This is a genomic window from Ruegeria sp. HKCCA5426 (assembly GCF_013034585.1).
Classification (GTDB): Bacteria; Pseudomonadota; Alphaproteobacteria; order Rhodobacterales; family Rhodobacteraceae; genus Ruegeria.
Window position 1 is genome coordinate 185,124 of record NZ_WQGH01000003.1, and the last position, 18,184, is coordinate 203,307.

17 protein-coding genes are annotated in these 18,184 nt (G+C 57.9%); 15 read left to right on the forward strand and 2 right to left on the reverse strand.

Annotated elements, in window-relative coordinates; all coding sequences use genetic code 11:
• The first annotated feature begins 1 nt into the window (after position 1).
• From ccoO to nusG, 10 genes are all read left to right on the forward strand, one after another.
• Positions 2 to 730, forward strand: coding sequence for a cytochrome-c oxidase, cbb3-type subunit II (gene ccoO / locus GOV87_RS06040; protein WP_171124328.1), 729 nt, complete (start codon positions 2 to 4; stop codon positions 728 to 730).
• Between the two features lie 11 nt (positions 731 to 741).
• Complete coding sequence (locus tag GOV87_RS06045) at positions 742 to 954, forward strand: cbb3-type cytochrome c oxidase subunit 3 (protein ID WP_171124326.1); 213 nt, start codon at positions 742 to 744, stop codon at positions 952 to 954.
• Complete coding sequence (gene ccoP, locus GOV87_RS06050; RefSeq protein ID WP_171124325.1) at positions 951 to 1,814, forward strand: cytochrome-c oxidase, cbb3-type subunit III; 864 nt, start codon at positions 951 to 953, stop codon at positions 1,812 to 1,814. The genes GOV87_RS06045 and ccoP overlap by 4 nt, the downstream gene beginning before the upstream one ends.
• A 383-nt stretch (positions 1,815 to 2,197) precedes the next feature.
• On the forward strand, positions 2,198 to 3,073 hold the full coding sequence (locus GOV87_RS06055) for a LysR family transcriptional regulator (RefSeq protein WP_171211183.1): 876 nt from the start codon (positions 2,198 to 2,200) through the stop codon (positions 3,071 to 3,073).
• A 101-nt stretch (positions 3,074 to 3,174) separates the two neighbouring features.
• Complete coding sequence (gene ccoG, locus GOV87_RS06060; protein ID WP_171211184.1) at positions 3,175 to 4,602, forward strand: cytochrome c oxidase accessory protein CcoG; 1,428 nt, start codon at positions 3,175 to 3,177, stop codon at positions 4,600 to 4,602.
• 2 nt (positions 4,603 to 4,604) lie between these two features.
• Entirely contained in the window at positions 4,605 to 5,063 is a 459-nt protein-coding gene (locus GOV87_RS06065; RefSeq protein ID WP_171124320.1) for a FixH family protein, read from the forward strand.
• 3 nt (positions 5,064 to 5,066) lie between these two features.
• Complete coding sequence (locus tag GOV87_RS06070) at positions 5,067 to 7,244, forward strand: heavy metal translocating P-type ATPase (RefSeq protein ID WP_171211185.1); 2,178 nt, start codon at positions 5,067 to 5,069, stop codon at positions 7,242 to 7,244.
• A gap of 4 nt (positions 7,245 to 7,248) precedes the next feature.
• Complete coding sequence (gene ccoS, locus GOV87_RS06075; RefSeq protein ID WP_171124316.1) at positions 7,249 to 7,407, forward strand: cbb3-type cytochrome oxidase assembly protein CcoS; 159 nt, start codon at positions 7,249 to 7,251, stop codon at positions 7,405 to 7,407.
• A 68-nt stretch (positions 7,408 to 7,475) separates the two neighbouring features.
• Positions 7,476 to 7,673, forward strand: coding sequence for a preprotein translocase subunit SecE (gene secE, locus GOV87_RS06080; RefSeq protein WP_171211186.1), 198 nt, complete (start codon positions 7,476 to 7,478; stop codon positions 7,671 to 7,673).
• A 199-nt stretch (positions 7,674 to 7,872) separates the two neighbouring features.
• Positions 7,873 to 8,406, forward strand: coding sequence for a transcription termination/antitermination protein NusG (gene nusG / locus GOV87_RS06085; protein WP_171124312.1), 534 nt, complete (start codon positions 7,873 to 7,875; stop codon positions 8,404 to 8,406).
• A gap of 128 nt (positions 8,407 to 8,534) precedes the next feature.
• Here nusG and gntH read toward each other — a convergent pair whose 3' ends face one another.
• A complete protein-coding gene (gene gntH / locus GOV87_RS06090) occupies positions 8,535 to 9,791 on the reverse strand; it encodes a guanitoxin biosynthesis MBL fold metallo-hydrolase GntH (RefSeq protein ID WP_171126300.1) in 1,257 nt (418 codons plus the stop codon).
• Positions 9,792 to 10,124: 333 nt separating this feature from the next.
• Here gntH and rplK point away from each other — a divergent pair, with 333 nt between their 5' ends.
• Both rplK and rplA read left to right on the forward strand, forming a co-directional pair.
• On the forward strand, positions 10,125 to 10,574 hold the full coding sequence (gene rplK / locus GOV87_RS06095) for a 50S ribosomal protein L11 (RefSeq protein ID WP_113791694.1): 450 nt from the start codon (positions 10,125 to 10,127) through the stop codon (positions 10,572 to 10,574).
• Position 10,575: 1 nt separating this feature from the next.
• Positions 10,576 to 11,274 (forward strand): 50S ribosomal protein L1, encoded by a 699-nt coding sequence (gene rplA / locus GOV87_RS06100; protein WP_171124308.1) that lies wholly within the window; start codon positions 10,576 to 10,578, stop codon positions 11,272 to 11,274.
• A gap of 69 nt (positions 11,275 to 11,343) precedes the next feature.
• Here rplA and GOV87_RS06105 read toward each other — a convergent pair whose 3' ends face one another.
• A complete protein-coding gene (locus GOV87_RS06105) occupies positions 11,344 to 12,321 on the reverse strand; it encodes a phosphotransferase (protein ID WP_171211187.1) in 978 nt (325 codons plus the stop codon).
• A gap of 452 nt (positions 12,322 to 12,773) precedes the next feature.
• Between GOV87_RS06105 and rplJ the strand changes: the two genes are divergently transcribed.
• The 3 genes from rplJ (at position 12,774) to rpoB (ending at position 18,135) form a co-directional block, all read left to right on the forward strand.
• Positions 12,774 to 13,292, forward strand: coding sequence for a 50S ribosomal protein L10 (gene rplJ / locus GOV87_RS06110; protein WP_170355300.1), 519 nt, complete (start codon positions 12,774 to 12,776; stop codon positions 13,290 to 13,292).
• An 80-nt stretch (positions 13,293 to 13,372) separates the two neighbouring features.
• Positions 13,373 to 13,750: a 50S ribosomal protein L7/L12 gene (gene rplL, locus GOV87_RS06115; RefSeq protein ID WP_170485701.1), complete on the forward strand. Its 378-nt coding sequence runs from the start codon at positions 13,373 to 13,375 to the stop codon at positions 13,748 to 13,750.
• 248 nt (positions 13,751 to 13,998) lie between these two features.
• On the forward strand, positions 13,999 to 18,135 hold the full coding sequence (gene rpoB, locus GOV87_RS06120; protein ID WP_171211188.1) for a DNA-directed RNA polymerase subunit beta: 4,137 nt from the start codon (positions 13,999 to 14,001) through the stop codon (positions 18,133 to 18,135).
• Positions 18,136 to 18,184 lie beyond the last annotated feature (49 nt).

Consider the following 18,184-nt stretch of genomic DNA (forward strand, 5'->3'; position numbering starts at 1 on the left):
AATGGCAATTCTCGACAAACATAAGATCCTCGAGACCAACGCGACCCTCCTGCTGGTGTTCAGCTTTCTGGTCGTGACCATCGGTGGCATCGTGCAGATCACCCCGCTGTTCTATCTTGAGAACACCATCGAGAAGGTGGAGGGGATGCGCCCCTACACCCCCCTCGAAATGGCAGGGCGTGAAATCTACATCCGCGAAGGCTGCTATGTCTGCCACAGCCAGATGATCCGCCCCATGCGGGACGAGGTCGAACGGTACGGGCACTATTCGCTGGCGGCCGAGTCGATGTATGACCACCCGTTCCAGTGGGGGTCGAAACGCACCGGGCCTGATTTGGCCCGTGTGGGTGGCCGTTACTCGGACCAGTGGCATGTGGACCACCTGCGTGATCCGCAGTCGGTTGTGCCGGAATCGGTGATGCCGAAATACGGTTTCCTCGAGCATCGCAAGTTGGACGGCAAGTATATCGGTGACATCATGAAGGCGAACGCCCTTGTCGGCACGCCCTACACCGAAGAAATGCTGGCCAATGCCGAGGCCGACTTCCGTGCGCAGGCTGATCCCGACAGCGACTATGACGGGCTGCTGGAGCGCTATGGCGACAAGGTCAGCGTGCGCAACTTCGACGGTCAGCCCGAGCTGACCGAAGCGGACGCGATGGTGGCTTATCTTCAGATGCTGGGAACGCTGGTCGACTTCTCGACCTTCACCCCGGACCCAAGCCGCTAAAGGAGGGTGTGATGGAAGAGTATACACTCCTCAGGCAGTTCGCGGATAGCTGGATGTTGTTGCTGTTGTTCGCATTCTTCGTTGGCATCGTGATCTGGGTTTTCCGCCCCGGTGCCAGCAAGGAATACAAGGACACCGCCAATATCCCCTTCCGGCATGCAGACGCACCAGCGCCCCTGCAGGGCGACGATAAACCCGCCACACCCAAGGAGGCGCGGCCATGAGCAAGACATCTGATAAACTGCCGGGTGATCCGAACACCACGGGTCACAGCTGGGACGGTATCGAAGAGTTTGACAACCCGATGCCCCGCTGGTGGCTGTGGACCTTCTACGTCACGATTATCTGGGGCGTGATCTACACGATCATGTATCCGGCGTGGCCGTTGGTTCAGTCAGCGACCGCTGGTGTTCTTGGCTGGTCGTCTCGTGAGCTGGTGCAGGAAGAGATGGTTGCCTTCCAGGAGGCCAACGCACCTTGGAATGCCAAGCTGGTGGAAACGTCTCTTGAGGACATCTCGAAAGACCCTGAGCTGCAGCAATTCGCGGTAAACTCGGGCGGCGCGGTATTCCGTACCTGGTGTGCGCAGTGCCACGGTTCAGGCGCGCAGGGTGCACCCGGCTTCCCGAACCTGCTGGATGATGCGTGGCTGTGGGGCGGAACGCTCGAAGATATCGAGTTCACCATTGCCCACGGTATTCGGAACGAAGAAAGCGACGACGCGCGCTATTCCGAGATGCCGGCCTTTGGAGAGCTTCTTGAGAAAGAAGAGATCACGCAGGTCGTTCAGTACGTCATGTCCCTGACCAACGCGCAGACCGATGACGCCGCAGCGCAAGCGGGCAAGGTTGTTTTCGAAGACAACTGTGCCGCTTGTCATGGCGAAGACGGCACGGGCGATGTGTTCCAGGGTGCGCCGAACCTGACCGATGCGATCTGGCTCTATGGTGGCAGCGAAGAAGCTCTGACCCAGACAGTCACTTACAGTCGCTTCGGCGTGATGCCCGCTTGGGAAAACCGCCTGACTGAGGCGCAAATCCGCGCTGTGACTGCCTATGTCCACCAGTTGGGTGGTGGTCAGTAAGGTTTGAAGAATACCTTCGGACGGTTCGCCGCCCGAAGGTTGAGGCACCGGCTGTTCCATCTGTTCGCGCGTTTCCTGAACAGCCGGTGCTAATTTCACAGATTACTGATCCCGAATGATGAGGTCCAGATGCACCTTTTCGTGCGCTGGACCTTTTCCTTTCCAATGATCATGTGCTGGCCAGTGTTTTGGCCGCGACCCCAGGCGGGGCTTGCCGGTACGTTCATCGCGATCTCTGGTGTGAGTGGCGATCATGAAGCTTTTTGCAAGGATTGAGAGCATTTTGCCTCTCCATTCTTTAAACTGAGAATGCAGAAAAGATTGAACTTCTGACTGAAAAATGCGACTCAATTCCAATTCTCTTGTGTAAGTAAGGCTTACAAATGGATTGGATGAAAATGCCACCTCTGGCCTCGCTTCGGGCATTTTCTGCCTTCGCCGAGGCCGAGAATATTGTGCAGGCAGGTGCGGCGTTGAACGTCAGTCACGCAGCCATCAGTCAGCAATTGCGGGTTTTGGAAAAGCACCTGGGCGTATCGCTGTTGGACCGATCAGGGAAATCCATGACCCTGACCCCCGAGGGGGAAAAGCTGGCGCGCGCAACTCATCTGGGATTTGGCACAATCGGGGCCGCGGTCGCAGCCCTGATGCAAACGGATCAGGACCGCCCTGTCCACGTCTCTCTGACCCCCTCGTTCGCAGCGTCCTGGCTGATGCCGCGCTTGCCTGCCTTTCAAGCAGAATTCCCAGATATTCCCTTGGCTTTGGACCCGACGCCGAAACTGGTCAACCCGAGCCCCGGAGGTGTGGATGTTGCGATCCGCTATGGCGGCGGTGATTGGTCTGGCATCGCCTCGGACCTGTTGTTGAGCAGCCCCATCGTGATTGTCGCGGCGCGGACCCTTTTGGGCGGTCGGTCCGATTGGACGCCGCAGGAATTGAGCCAGCTCCCGTGGCTGGAAGAGTTGGGGACGACCGAAGCCACAACATGGCTGGCGCGGCACGGCGTCGAACACGGTCCACGCGCGGGTCGGATCGCCTTGCCTGGAAACCTCTTGCTGGACGCGTTGCGCGCCGGGCAGGGCGTAACCGTCACGGCGCGGCATTTTGTCGAAGCCGACATTGCGTTGGGGCAGCTTGTCGAACTGTTTTGCGAGCCACAAAATAGCGGGTATCATATTGTAACGGGTGATTTTCCACTTCGCCCTGCTACCAAGATCTTTGTCCGTTGGCTTCGGTCGCAGTCCGGGGCGCTGTGACAAAAGGTGTCTGTACGATGCTCTTTTGACCCATGTCAAAGAGACTACCTTTGTGATCTGGAACAAGACGCGAAAAACATAGCTACATCTGGAGCCATCCCGTGAGCGATTCCGACCCCGCCCCCAGCCTTTACGCCGCAAGGGAGCCTATCTTTCCCCGGCGCGTATCCGGGCCATTTCGTAACCTGAAATGGATCATTATGGCTGTCACGCTGGGCATTTATTACGTGACGCCATGGATCAGATGGGACCGCGGGCCCAGCCTGCCGGATCAGGCGGTGCTGTTGGATTTGGCGAATCGTCGTTTCTATTTCTTTTGGATCGAGATTTGGCCGCATGAGTTCTACTTTGTCGCAGGTCTATTGATCATGGCCGGGTTGGGGTTGTTCCTGTTCACTTCGGCATTGGGTCGCGTCTGGTGTGGTTATGCCTGCCCGCAGACCGTGTGGACGGATCTGTATATTCTGGTTGAACGCTGGATTGAGGGCGACCGAAACGCGCGCTTGCGCCTGCATCGGCAGGAAAAGCTGGATTTCCGCAAGGCGCGGTTGCGCGTGACGAAGTGGACCGTCTGGTTGCTGATCGGTCTGGCCACTGGTGGGGCGTGGGTGTTTTACTTTGCCGACGCGCCGACGCTTTTGCGTGATCTGGTGACGGGCAACGCCCACCCCGTGGCCTATACCACGATGTTGATCCTGACCGGCACGACTTTCCTGTTCGGTGGGTTCGCGCGCGAACAAATCTGTATCTATGCCTGCCCTTGGCCACGTATTCAGGCGGCGATGATGGACGAGGATACTCTGGTCGTTGGCTACCGCGAATGGCGGGGTGAGCCGCGCGGCAAAGGCAAGCGTACTGCAGATTCCGAATTGGGGGATTGCATCGACTGTATGGCCTGCGTGAATGTCTGCCCCGTCGGGATCGACATCCGCGACGGGCAACAACTTGAATGCATCACATGCGCGCTGTGCATCGACGCCTGCGATGACATGATGGCCAAGATCGGCAAGCCGCGCGGTCTGATCGACTATATGGCGCTGAGCGATGAAACGCGCGAGCGTGCGGGTGAGCCGCCTCGGAACGTCTGGAAACACATTCTGCGTCCCCGGACGATCATGTATACAGGGATGTGGGCTGCGGTTGGCTTTGCGTTGTTGTTTGCGCTGTTCATCCGATCCGATATTGATCTGACCGTGGCACCCGTTCGGAACCCGACTTTCGTGACCCTGTCCGATGGCACGATCCGCAACACCTATGACGTGCGCCTGCGCAACAAACACGGTGAGGAACGGCCGTTCAAGCTGACGCTTGCGGGGGATTCGGCCATGCAGGTACAGATCGAAGGCAATGACGGTGACACTGTCATTGTCGCTGCGGATACGGCACAATTGACGCGCGTCTATATCGTGGCCTCCGGTGGCACCGGCCCGGCGTCAACTGACGTTACTCCGGTGCGCATCTGGGTCGAAGACCTGCAAAGCGGAGAGCGTGCCTACAAGGACACCACCTTTAACGGGCAAGGGAAGTGAACATGGCCGAACGCAAATTCACCGGCAAACATGCACTGGCCGTCTTCGTGGCCGCATTTGGTGTGATCATCGCGGTAAATCTTGTGCTGGCCTACAGCGCGGTGAAAACTTTTCCGGGGCTCGAGGTCAAAAACTCTTACGTCGCCAGCCAAGAGTTCAACGAGCGTTTGCAGGAACAACAGGCGTTGGGATGGGATATCCGTGCTGAATTGTCTGGGGGGCTGTTGATTCTGCATATTACAGACCAGACCGGCACCCCTGTCGAAGTGGCCGAGTTGCAGGCTGTCGTTGGACGGGCCACGCATGTCAAAGAAGATTTCACACCGGATTTCATTTTTGATGGTACCGCTTACGCCACGCCCGCGTCACTGGGCAAGGGAAACTGGAATATCCGTTTGATCGCAAAGGATCATAGCGGGGCAGAGTTCGCTCAGCGCGTGCCGCTGTACGTAAAGGGATAGGGAATGACGGCGCAGCTTACATCAGGCACGGCCGCCTGCCCGGGCTGCATTGCAAGCCCGGCGGAGCCCGCGCGCCCAATCCCAGAAGATGTGCAGATTGCGCTGTCACTGCCGGGCATCCATTGCTCGGCCTGTATCGCCACCGTCGAGCGGGAGCTTAACGCCCATCCCGGCGTGGAAGACGCGCGGGTCAACCTGACTCTGAAACGAGCAATGATCAAAGCCGCGCCAGAATTGCGCGCTGCTGACCTGATTTCGGTACTGGAGCGCGTGGGCTATGAGGCGCATGAGCTTGATCCCGGTGCCCTATCCGCCACACAGTCCGACAAGGCGGGGCGCGACCTGTTGATGCGTCTAGCGGTGGCCGGATTTGCCTCAATGAACGTGATGCTCTTGTCGGTTTCGGTCTGGGCTGGCGCCACAGACGCGACGCGGGACATGTTCCACTGGATTTCGGCCGCGATCGCGCTGCCTGCGATTGGCTTCGCGGCGCAGCCCTTCTTTTCGAATGCGTGGTCGGCTTTGCGGGTTCGCCGCCTGAACATGGATGTGCCGATCGTGCTGGCTATCCTTTTGGCGCTGGTTACGTCGCTTTGGGAAACCGCGCTCAGCGGCAAGCATGCCTATTTCGACGCCGCCCTTACGCTGACCTTCTTTCTGCTGGCTGGTCGCTACCTGGACTATCGCACGCGTGCTGCTGCCCGATCCGCGGCAGAAGAGCTGACCGCGCTCGAAGTCCCCCGGGCTATCCGCTTGGTGGATGGGGCCGAAGAAGAGGTTGCTGTTGCCACGCTGAACGTCGGCGATCTGATCCTTGTCCGCCCCGGTGGACGAATGCCGGTGGATGGAGAGATTGTCTCGGGCCAGTCGGAACTCGACCGGTCCTTGCTGACCGGAGAAACCCTGCCGGTGTTCGCCGAGGCGGGAGTGACGGTCAGCGCCGGTGAGGTGAACCTGACCGGCCCCCTGACCATCCGCGCGACGGCAGTGGGTGAAGACACCTCGTTACATCGTATGGCCGATCTGGTGGCCATCGCGGAATCGGGGCGCTCGCGCTATACCTCGCTGGCCGACAAGGCGGCCAAGCTTTATGCGCCCGGTGTGCATATCCTGTCGGCGCTCAGCTTTCTGGGGTGGTATATCTATTCCGGCGACGTGCGAACAGCGCTGAATATCGCCGCCGCCGTGCTGATCATCACCTGCCCTTGCGCGCTGGGTCTGGCCGTGCCAGCGGTGACCACTGCGGCCTCGGGGCGGTTGTTCCGCAAGGGGATGCTGATCAAACACGCCACCGCGCTGGAACGTCTGGCCGAGGTAGATACGGTCGTTTTCGATAAGACCGGTACGCTGACTTCAGGTACGCCCGAGTTGACCAATCTGGGCGATCATTCCCGCGCTGATCTTGAGATTGCGCTGGCGCTGGCCGAGGCATCCTCGCACCCTTTGTCAGTTGCTTTGACACAGGCCGCGCGCGAGGCCGGGATCAAACCCGCCACCCTGGACGACATCACCGAGGTTCCCGGATTCGGCACCGAAGGCACTTCCCAAGGCCAGCGTGTCCGCCTTGGGCGGGCTGTGTGGGTCGGCGCGGAAGAGGGCGACCAGACCGCCGCGTGGCTCTCTGTTGAAGGGCAGGCACCTGAGGCCTTCCTGTTCTCGGACAGCCTGCGAACCGGTGCTGCCGAGGCGGTGCAAGCGTTCCGCGACGCGGGTAAAGAGGTCATCCTGATTTCGGGCGATACGCAGGGCGCGGTTCAGGCGCTGGCGGATAAGCTGGGCATCCAGAACTGGATCGCGCAGGCTCTGCCGCAGGACAAGGCCAAGCATGTCGAGGCGCTGCGCGATCAGGGTCACCACGTGCTGATGGTGGGCGACGGTCTGAACGACACGGCAGCACTCGGGGCGGCGCATGTGTCGATTTCCCCGGCCTCGGCTTTGGATGCGGCGCGGGTGGCCTCGGACATCGTGCTGCTGGGCAATGACCTGTCGCCGATCTCTGACGCCTGTGATACGGCGGTCAAGGCGACGAAACGGATTCGCGAAAACTTTCGCATTGCCACTGTCTATAATATTATCGCGGTGCCGCTGGCAGTGGCCGGCCTGGCCACGCCCCTGATTGCGGCGCTGGCGATGTCGACCTCGTCGATCACCGTATCTTTGAATGCGCTACGGGTACGATAAAGCGATGGAAGTTCTGGCCTATCTGATACCGATTTCCCTGTTTCTGGGCGGGGTTGGGCTGGTGGCATTTGTCTACACGGTGCGATCAAACCAATATGACGATCCCGAAGGCGACGCCCGTCGTATCCTCAACGATGAATGGGACGACAAGCCCAAGCCCTGACAGCCCTTGAAATCGCCGCAATGCCCGGTTATGTCCGGCCTATCCGCTAGCAGAGAGATCCAAGCCAAATGGCCACCACAAACCCGATCCAGTTTATTCAGCAAGTCCGCGCCGAGGTTGCAAAGGTCGTCTGGCCGACGCGCCGTGAGGTTCTGCTGACCACGGTCATGGTGTTCATCATGGCGGCCTTGACCGCCGTGTTCTTTGCGCTGGTCGATCTTGGTATTCGCGGCGGTCTGCAACTGATCTTGGGCGCGTTCGAGTAAACCGGTTAAGGCGCGCGGAAACGCGGCTTGCCCCTTGCACCGCGCGCGATGTCAGAGTAGTGACGCGGGACTATTCGGAATGGGCGTGCGGCGATTCGGGCTGCGCGCCGCTTTTTATTCCGGGTCACGTGATGGAAATTCAATGACGGCTGCGTCTGATTGACTGGATGCGCCGAAAGTAAACAAGGACGACAGGTTCATGGCGAAACGGTGGTACTCGGTCAGCGTTCTTTCGAATTTCGAAAAGAAGATCGCAGAGCAGATCCGCACGTCGGTGGCTGAACAGGGCCTTGAGGACGACATCGACGAAGTACTGGTGCCCACCGAAGAGGTGATCGAAGTGCGCCGGGGCAAGAAAGTCACGACCGAACGCCGCTTTATGCCCGGTTACGTACTGGTGCATATGGAGATGTCGGATCAGGGCTATCACCTTGTGAACTCGATCAACCGCGTGACCGGCTTTCTGGGCCCGCAAGGCCGCCCGATGCCGATGCGCGACGCTGAGGTGAACCAGATCCTCAACCGCGTTCAGGAAGGTGAAGAAGCGCCGAAACTGATGATAAGCTTCGAGGTCGGCGAAAAGGTCAAAGTCAACGACGGCCCGTTCGAGGATTTCGACGGCATGGTCGAAGGCGTGGACGACGAGAACCAGAAGCTGAAAGTTTCGGTTTCGATCTTTGGCCGCGAGACCCCGGTCGAGCTGGACTTCACGCAGGTGACCAAGCAGGCTTAAATTAGCGCTTTGCGAGTATTTTAACACCGCGCCGTCTCAGACGGTGCGGTGTTTTCGTATTCTCTTGCGCCTTGGTGTCGAAACGCCAGCAAAGCAAAGGCGGGCCCCAAACAGGCCCGCTCAGCCTATTAGTTTTTGAAGGGAAGGCTGGTATAGGCGCCGACTTCGTCGTTTCCTGTGCGTTCGTTGAAATCATTGATCATGTCATTTGTGGCTTCGGCCGCGCCGAGGTCGATGCTTTCAAGATCAAATTCAGAGAACGGGAACTCTGCAGCAGAGTCAGGTGGTTGCTTTGCCATCTGAACGGGCGCAGGGAAAGACTCTTCGTTGGGCACACCTTGGCGTGTTCGAATGCTATCCTTTGTTACATTCCAAGTCATAAAGTCGGCTGCCAAATCCAAGGGGCCATCATAGGTTTCCCGGATTGCTGAATAGACGGCCAACGCAATGTCGTGATCGTTTTGGAAGTGATAGCAAACGGCCAGCCGAGGTTCGGTTTCCGACATGATCTTACCGAACGCTTGCGCGGCGGTGTGTCCCTGAGAGCCGACAAATATGGCTTCCGATGGTTCAAAGCCGTATTTTTCGATCATGAATTCTGGTGGGGTGAAACACTCGTGGATGGCAAGATCCACACCGGCGGCATGTTCTCTCCACCAGCGCGTTGGCAGCGTATCGGACGAAAACGCAAATCTGAGGCCATTCCATTCCAACAGAAAACTAACCGATTGTTCACCATGAATCGCGGGCAGAGTCCTAACTTGAACACCGTTTTCATCAAAGATGACGTTGTTTACAGCTTTCCAGTCGAATTCATTTACCTCTAACTGCAACCCACGCGGATCAACTGCCGCGCCCCTGGTTGCTTCTTCCCAGGCCCACATCTTCATCATATGGTCAGCCCAGGCTTTTGTTCCCCATTCGGGCTTGATCCCCTCAGGCCCCCAAAGGCGAACGGGCGTCAGACGGTTGTTTACGGGACCAGTAAAGTAGAAGGCCGGAAAATCGCCTGCGTGATCAAGGTGCAAGTGGCCCAGAAACACTTTGTCTAGCTGATCCAACGGTATCCCAAGCGCCATGATACGCTCATACGAGCCTTCGCCCATGTCAAAGATGAACTTTTCGCCGTTGCCCAGCTCAACAAGAAAACACGCCGCAGCCTGCTTGAGGCGTGGCTGGGGCATTCCGGTTCCACACGCGATGACGCGCATTTCGTCAGGACCCAGAGTTTCCGTTCCGGGATAATAGACGGTCTGGTTCGGGTAAGGTTCAGTTCTGGACCACTCCGAAGGTTCTTTGTTCTGCGCAACGGCAGTCATCGCAGTGGCTGCAACAAGCCCAGCGCCCAGCACAATTGCAGGTGCAATAAGTCTGGAAAGCGTCATAAAAAGTCCTCCCTCAACGATTTCGCCGAAACAGCGCAAAGATTCGCCCCATACAAGGTTCGCAATTTTTGAATGCGTCTGGCAAGGTTGCTTAATCTTTGGCAGATCGGAGCAGTTGCACGAGTTGTGATCGGGGTTAGCTTACTAGGGCGAAAGCTTATCTGTTGGTGGGTTTGCACCCCTTGCCAACCCCCACATTCCGCTGTAAACGCCGCCTCTATCGTCTTCGGGCGAGATTCTCTCGTGGGAGGTTGCTGGGATCGCGATCCCGGATCGGACCACGCAACATAATCTGGGTGAAACGCGTTTCGCCCGAGTTGAAAGGAAAACCAAATGGCCAAGAAGCTTGCTGGTACAATGAAACTGCAGGTTCCTGCAGGTCAGGCAAACCCGTCGCCGCCAGTTGGTCCGGCGCTGGGTCAGCGCGGCATCAACATCATGGAATTCTGCAAGGCGTTCAACGCCAAGACCGCAGACATGGAGCAAGGCGCCCCTTGCCCGACCGTGATTACCTATTATCAGGACAAGTCCTTCACCATGGACATCAAGACGCCGCCCGCGTCTTATTACCTGAAAAAAGCAGCTGGTCTGAAGCCGGTTGGCAAGCGTAACCGCCCCCGTGGCGCGGAAAACCCAGGTCGTGAGACCGTGGCAACCGTGACCACCAAGCAGGTTCGCGAAATCGCCGAAGCCAAAATGAAAGATCTGAACGCCAACGACGTCGAAGGCGCAATGCAGATCATCCTGGGCTCGGCCCGCTCTATGGGCATCGAGGTGAAGTAAGATGGCAAAACTTGGTAAACGTACCCGCGCTGCGCGCGAAGCTGTCGCTGGCAAGGAAAACCTGTCGATCGAAGAAGCTGTTGCTCTGGTAAAAGGCAACGCGACCTCGAAATTCGACGAGACCATCGAAATCGCTCTGAACCTGGGCGTTGACACCCGTCACGCAGACCAGATGGTTCGTGGCGTTGTCGGCCTGCCCAACGGCACCGGCAAAGCGATGCGCGTCGCTGTATTCGCTCGTGGCCCGAAGGCGGACGAAGCGAAAGAAGCAGGCGCGGATATCGTTGGCGCAGAAGACCTGATGGAAACCATTCAGGGCGGCACCATCGAATTTGATCGTTGCATTGCCACCCCGGACATGATGCCGATCGTTGGCCGTCTGGGTAAGGTTCTGGGCCCCCGCAACTTGATGCCGAACCCCAAAGTTGGCACTGTGACCATGGACGTGAAAGCGGCCGTGGAAGCAGCCAAGGGCGGTGAAGTTCAGTTCAAGGCGGAAAAAGGCGGCGTTGTGCACGCTGGCGTTGGCAAAGCGTCGTTCGACGAAGCCAAGCTGGTTGAAAACGTCCGTGCCTTTGTCTCGGCTGTCGCCAAGGCCAAGCCGTCGGGCGCCAAAGGCACCTACATGAAGAAAATCGCGCTGAGCTCGACCATGGGCCCGGGTGTGACTCTGGATGTGGCGGCTGCTGCGGGCGAATAAGCCTTAACGAGAAGCAAAAAGTATTAAGCCCGGGCAGTGCAAACTGTTCGGGCTTTTTCGTTCCACAGTCTAGTTTGCGGCGTCAAAGGCGATATCCAGTCGCATTTCCAGACGCGTGCGCCGAAACTCTTCGAACGCGCTGCAGGTAAAGTCAGTGCACCAATAGTCTAGCCAGTCTTTGAGCAATCGACCACGAATGCAGAAATCGAGGATATCGGTGTCAATCGGCAGGCGGTAGCGGCGCAGGAACATTTGCTTGTTTCGCCGCAGAATACCGCTTTGGTCCACCTCGCTGGCTGGACCATCCCGAAAGATATCAGCCTTGAGAAAGTCGACGATGTCGTAGACGGCCAGTTTTTCGCATACCTCAGTAAAGTCCAGACCGTGAGTTTTGCCTTGTCCGATAATCAGGTTCTGCCCGTGAAAATCACCGTGTGAAAAGACCCTCAGGTCCTCGATCCCCTTAAGGCGTTCGCCGTCGGTCACCATGGCATCAATCATTTTCCGGCTTTTCTGCGCGATGTCATCCGGGACCATCGCTGCAAGATCGCAAATGCTGTCAATCATCCATTTTGGGCGGAACCCATAGTTGACAGGCGCCAGGCGGCTGTGAAAATCACTGAGCCAGGACCCCGCCCGACGATAGACCTGCGCCACTTGGTTATCGTCCTTGCTGTTATAAATCAGATCAACGGCAGTGGGCCTGTCGATGAACTCTGTGACCAGAAAGGCCCCTCCGGGCGATAGGTAGACAGGCTGCACGACACGGGACGAGTCTGTGCGTTCAAAGTATCGGGACAGGTCAACCAATAACTCGAATTCGTCTTTCAGCCGACCGGTAGCCGGAGACTCGGTGTCGATCTTGAGGGCGAAGGATCCCGCTGTCGAGCGCAGAACCAGAACGGCCCGAGACTCTGCGAAGGCGTGCGACCGGTAGATACAGTCATACTGTGTCACTGGGGCGTGCAGGACCGCATTGGAAAACTCGTCAATAAATGCGGTGACCCGGTCATGTTCTTGATCCGAGAGCGGAAGAGAAGTAGCCAACGGGCCATGTCCTTGGTGATGTGCCTTTCACCGGACTGGAACGCAGCGGGATTTGCGTGTCAACGGCAAGAAATAGGTTTTGTTGCCGGTTGGCGGAAAACGCTATGAAATCCGTACAGTTGGATGGGTTCTGGTGGGTTCGAACTGGGGTGCAAAATGGCGTGGCCAAATTCGCAATTTACCCCTTGGAAACCCCATCCAACTGCCCTAATAAGACTTGCGGAGTAAAGCGTGCGATTCGTCGTGCGCTTTATTTCGTTTCGTCCAAGACGGTGGGTGGTGCCATTCGGCCCCTTAATCTCCTGCCTGAGACGGGTAAGACCAAAGAATTCTGAGGGTCGCGATCCTCGGGCGCATTTTGGCCAATCCCGTAACAACGGACCTGAACGCCGGGGTTTCACCCTCGGCAAATATGAGCCGGGATGTCCAACATCCCAAACTTGGAGAGAACTGTGGATAGAGCCCAGAAAGAGAAAGTGGTCGAGGAACTCGGCCAAATCTTCGAAAGCTCTGGCGTCGTAGTGGTAGCCCATTACGCCGGTCTGACAGTTGCCGAGATGCAGGACCTTCGCGCACGTGCTCGTGACGCGGGTGGTGCCGTGCGTGTTGCCAAGAACAGGCTTGCCAAAATCGCCCTCGACGGAAAGCCATGTGAAAGCATTGGTGACCTGCTGACGGGTATGACCGTTCTGACCTATTCCGAGGACCCCGTGGCAGCAGCCAAGGTGGCCGAGGACTTCGCCAAAGAGAACCAAAAGTTCGAAATTCTTGGCGGTGCAATGGGCGAGAACGCTCTGGACCGGGCTGGTGTTACAGCCGTGTCGAAAATGCCGTCGCGTGAAGAGCTTATTGCTACGATCGCTGGTATGCTTGGCGCGCCTGCTTCGAACATCGCCGGTGCAATTGGCGCACCTGCAAGCAACATCGCAAGCATCCTTTCCACCATCGAAGAGAAGGCGGAAGCTGCGTAAGCGGTTGGCACTGAATGATCTGCGTGGGGTGAATACCCTGACGTTGGAACACACACTGTAAAACGGAAAGAGCTAATACAATGGCTGATCTGAAAGCACTGGCAGAAAGCATCGTGGGTCTGACCCTGCTGGAAGCACAAGAACTGAAAACCATCCTCAAAGACGAGTACGGCATCGAGCCCGCAGCTGGCGGCGCCGTAATGGTCGCAGGTGCAGCTGGCGACGCCGGCGGTGCAGCTGCTGAGGAAAAAACCGAATTCGACGTCGTTCTGAAGAACGCCGGCGCTTCGAAAATCAACGTGATCAAAGAAGTTCGCGGCATCACCGGTCTGGGCCTGAAAGAAGCCAAGGAACTGGTCGAAGCTGGCGGCAAGATCAAAGAAGGCGTCGACAAAGCAGAAGCCGAAGAGATCAAAGGCAAGCTGGAAGCAGCTGGCGCCGAGGTCGAACTGGCCTAAGTCAGTCCAATGGCGCATCGCTGATGCGTCGAAAATTTGGCTGGGTCCGGAGAAATCCGGGTCCAGCCGAACCTGTCTTAGAAAGGGCCTCAACTTTGGGGCGTTTTCTAAGACGCGGTTCTTGGATCGGGAGGCTGCCTTCGGGACGGTGGCCATGAATTGATCCGGACGTGTCGTCTCGAATGTGCAAGATGCCGGGGCCCGACGGTGTCTTTGCCCGCTGAGAACATCGAAAGGTGACATCTGACATGGCTCAAACGTTCCTTGGCCAGAAACGTCTTCGTAAATATTACGGCAAAATCCGTGAAGTTTTGGAAATGCCGAACCTCATTGAGGTCCAGAAATCTTCTTATGATCTTTTCCTGCGCTCCGGCGATGCAGAGCAGCCCACTGACGGCGAAGGCATCAAAGGCGTGTTCCAGTCGGTTTTCCCGATCAAGGATTTCAACGAAACCTCTGTTCTGGAGTTCGTGAAATACGATCTGGAAAAACCCAAATATGACGTCGAAGAGTGCATGCAGCGCGACATGACCTACAGCGCGCCGCTGAAGGTGACTCTGCGTCTGATCGTGTTTGATGTCGATGAGGACACCGGCGCGAAATCGGTCAAGGACATCAAGGAACAGGACGTGTTCATGGGCGACATGCCTCTGATGACGCCGAACGGTACGTTCATCGTGAACGGCACCGAGCGTGTGATCGTCAGCCAGATGCACCGTTCGCCCGGTGTTTTCTTTGACCACGACAAGGGCAAGACCCATTCCTCGGGCAAGCTGTTGTTTGCCTGCCGCATCATCCCGTATCGCGGCAGCTGGCTGGACTTTGAGTTCGACGCCAAGGACATCGTGTTCGCCCGTATCGACCGTCGCCGCAAACTGCCTGTGACAACCCTGCTCTATGCGCTGGGTCTGGACCAGGAAGCCATCATGGACGCGTATTACGAGACCGTGTCCTACAAGCTGGACAAGAAGAAGGGATGGGTCACACCGTTCTTCCCCGAGCGCGTGCGTGGTACCCGTCCGACATATGATCTGATCGACGCGAAATCCGGCGAAGTGATTGCCGAAGCGGGCAAGAAAGTCACCCCGCGTGCGGTCAAGAAACTGATCGACGAAGGCACTGTCACCGACCTGTTGGTTCCGTTTGACCACATCGTCGGCAAGTTTGTCGCCAAGGACATCATCAACGAAGAAAACGGGGCGATCTATGTAGAGGCCGGTGATGAGCTGACCCTGGAATATGACAAGGACGGCGATCTTATTGGTGGTTCTGTCAAAGAATTGATGGATGCGGGCATCACCGATATTCCGGTTCTGGACATCGACAACGTCAACGTTGGCCCCTACATGCGTAACACCATGGCTCAGGACAAGAACCTGAACCGTGAAAGTGCTCTGATGGACATCTACCGCGTCATGCGCCCGGGTGAGCCGCCCACCGTCGAAGCGGCCTCGGCCCTGTTCGACACGTTGTTCTTCGACAGCGAGCGTTATGACCTGTCTGCCGTTGGTCGCGTTAAGATGAACATGCGTCTGGCCCTAGACGCGCCGGACACCCTGCGCACCCTGCGCCGCGAAGACATCGTGGCCTGCATCAAGGCGCTGGTTGAACTGCGCGACGGCAAAGGCGACGTGGACGATATCGACCACCTCGGCAACCGTCGTGTGCGTTCGGTCGGCGAACTGATGGAAAACCAGTACCGCGTTGGCCTGCTGCGCATGGAGCGCGCGATCAAAGAGCGTATGTCGTCGGTCGAGATTGACACCGTCATGCCGCAAGACTTGATCAACGCGAAACCGGCTGCGGCTGCCGTCCGCGAATTCTTCGGCTCGTCGCAGCTGTCGCAGTTCATGGACCAGACCAACCCGCTGTCGGAAGTCACCCACAAACGCCGCCTCTCGGCGCTTGGCCCCGGTGGTCTGACGCGTGAGCGTGCGGGCTTTGAGGTGCGTGACGTACACCCGACCCACTACGGCCGGATGTGCCCGATTGAAACGCCTGAAGGTCCGAACATCGGTCTGATCAACTCGCTGGCCACCTTCGCCCGCGTGAACAAGTATGGCTTCATCGAAACACCGTATCGCGTCGTCAAAGACGCCGAGGTGACCGATGAGGTTCACTACATGTCCGCGACCGAGGAAATGCGTCACACTGTGGCGCAGGCGAACGCGACGCTGGATGCTGATGGCAAGTTCATCAACGATCTGGTCTCGACCCGTCAGGCGGGTGACTACACTCTTGCCCCGCGTGAGAATGTTGACCTGATCGACGTGTCGCCGAAACAGCTGGTCTCGGTCGCTGCATCGCTGATCCCGTTCCTTGAAAATGACGACGCCAACCGCGCTCTGATGGGCTCGAACATGCAACGTCAGGCGGTTCCGCTGCTGCGCGCCGAAGCGCCGCTGGTCGGTACCGGCATCGAGGAAAAGGTTGCGATCGACTCGGGCGCTGCAATTCAGGCGAAACGCGCCGGTATCATCGACCAGGTCGATGCCCAGCGTATCGTTATCCGCGCCACCGAAGATCTGGAACTGGGCGACGCTGGCGTAGACATCTATCGTCTGCGCAAGTTCCAGCGTTCGAACCAGAACACCTGCATCAACCAGCGTCCGCTGATCAAGGTGGGTGACACCGTCCAGAAGGGCGAGGTCATTGCCGATGGTCCGTCGACCGATATGGGTGAACTGGCCCTTGGTAAGAACGTGGTCGTCGCGTTCATGCCGTGGAACGGTTACAACTATGAAGACTCGATCCTGATCTCGGAACGTATCGCGCGTGATGACGTCTTCACCTCGGTCCATATCGAGGAATTTGAAGTCGCCGCCCGTGACACCAAGCTGGGCCCGGAAGAGATCACCCGCGACATCCCGAACGTCGGTGAAGAAGCGCTGCGTAACCTCGACGAGGCGGGCATCGTTTACATCGGCGCGGATGTTGAGCCGGGCGATATTCTGGTCGGCAAGATCACTCCGAAGGGCGAAAGCCCGATGACCCCGGAAGAAAAGCTGCTGCGCGCCATCTTTGGTGAGAAAGCATCTGACGTGCGCGACACCTCGCTGCGCGTGAAGCCGGGCGATTACGGTACGGTCGTTGAGGTCCGCGTCTTCAACCGTCACGGCGTCGAGAAAGACGAGCGTGCGTTGCAGATCGAGCGCGAGGAAGTCGAACGTCTGGCCCGTGACCGGGACGACGAGCTGGCGATCCTTGACCGCAACATCTATGCGCGTCTGCAAGGTCTGATCCTTGGTAAAACCGCTGTCAAAGGCCCGAAAGGCGTCAAGGCAGGGTCGGTGATCACCGAGGATCTGCTGGAAACCCTGACCCGTGGTCAGTGGTGGCAGCTGGCGCTGGAAGGCGAGCAGGACGCACAGATCGTCGAGGCCCTGAACGAGCAGTACGAAGTGCAAAAACGTGCTCTTGACGCCCGTTTCGAGGACAAGGTCGAGAAAGTCCGCCGTGGCGACGACCTGCCCCCGGGTGTGATGAAGATGGTCAAAGTCTTCATCGCCGTGAAGCGCAAGCTGCAGCCGGGCGACAAGATGGCCGGTCGTCACGGGAACAAAGGTGTGATCTCCAAGGTTGTTCCGATGGAAGACATGCCGTTCCTGGCCGATGGTACCCCGGTTGACTTCTGTCTGAACCCGCTGGGTGTGCCTTCGCGTATGAACGTAGGTCAGATCCTTGAAACCCACATGGGTTGGGCCGCGCGCGGTCTGGGTTTGAACATCGACGACGCTCTGGGTGAGTACCGCCGGTCCGGCGACCTGACCCCGGTGCGCGAAGCGATGAAGCTGGCCTATGGCGAGAATGTCTACGAAGAAGGCATCACCGGTCTGGACGAGGATGGCCTGATCGAGGCTGCGGGTAACGTGACCCGTGGTGTTCCGATCGCAACCCCGGTCTTTGACGGTGCCAAGGAAGCAGACGTCAACGACGCGCTGGTGCGTGCGGGCTTCTCGGAAAGCGGTCAGTCGGTTCTGTTCGACGGTCGTACCGGTGAGCAATTCGCACGTCCGGTGACCGTGGGCATCAAGTACTTGCTGAAACTGCACCACCTTGTGGACGACAAGATCCACGCGCGTTCGACCGGGCCCTACAGCCTGGTTACTCAGCAGCCGCTGGGTGGTAAGGCGCAGTTCGGTGGTCAGCGCTTTGGTGAGATGGAGGTCTGGGCTCTTGAAGCTTACGGCGCCGCCTACACCCTGCAGGAGATGCTCACCGTGAAATCGGATGACGTCGCCGGCCGGACCAAGGTCTATGAGTCGATCGTCAAGGGCGAGGATAACTTTGAAGCGGGCGTACCGGAATCATTCAACGTTCTGGTTAAAGAAGTCCGTGGCCTCGGCCTGAATATGGAACTCCTGGATGCGGAGGTTGAGGAGTAAGGGCGCTGCCCTTTCTCCCGTCCCCCCTTCCGCAAGATTTGAGGTAACA

Coding starts and splice junctions, on each gene's coding strand:
- ccoO (WP_171124328.1), top strand. CDS start 2: ATGGCAATTCTCGACAAACATAAGATCCTCGAGACCAACGCGACCCTC.
- GOV87_RS06045 (WP_171124326.1), top strand. CDS start 742: ATGGAAGAGTATACACTCCTCAGGCAGTTCGCGGATAGCTGGATGTTG.
- ccoP (WP_171124325.1), top strand. CDS start 951: ATGAGCAAGACATCTGATAAACTGCCGGGTGATCCGAACACCACGGGT.
- GOV87_RS06055 (WP_171211183.1), top strand. CDS start 2,198: ATGGATTGGATGAAAATGCCACCTCTGGCCTCGCTTCGGGCATTTTCT.
- GOV87_RS06065 (WP_171124320.1), top strand. CDS start 4,605: ATGGCCGAACGCAAATTCACCGGCAAACATGCACTGGCCGTCTTCGTG.
- GOV87_RS06070 (WP_171211185.1), top strand. CDS start 5,067: ATGACGGCGCAGCTTACATCAGGCACGGCCGCCTGCCCGGGCTGCATT.
- ccoS (WP_171124316.1), top strand. CDS start 7,249: ATGGAAGTTCTGGCCTATCTGATACCGATTTCCCTGTTTCTGGGCGGG.
- secE (WP_171211186.1), top strand. CDS start 7,476: ATGGCCACCACAAACCCGATCCAGTTTATTCAGCAAGTCCGCGCCGAG.
- nusG (WP_171124312.1), top strand. CDS start 7,873: ATGGCGAAACGGTGGTACTCGGTCAGCGTTCTTTCGAATTTCGAAAAG.
- gntH (WP_171126300.1), bottom strand. CDS start 9,791: ATGACGCTTTCCAGACTTATTGCACCTGCAATTGTGCTGGGCGCTGGG.
- rplK (WP_113791694.1), top strand. CDS start 10,125: ATGGCCAAGAAGCTTGCTGGTACAATGAAACTGCAGGTTCCTGCAGGT.
- rplA (WP_171124308.1), top strand. CDS start 10,576: ATGGCAAAACTTGGTAAACGTACCCGCGCTGCGCGCGAAGCTGTCGCT.
- rplL (WP_170485701.1), top strand. CDS start 13,373: ATGGCTGATCTGAAAGCACTGGCAGAAAGCATCGTGGGTCTGACCCTG.
- rpoB (WP_171211188.1), top strand. CDS start 13,999: ATGGCTCAAACGTTCCTTGGCCAGAAACGTCTTCGTAAATATTACGGC.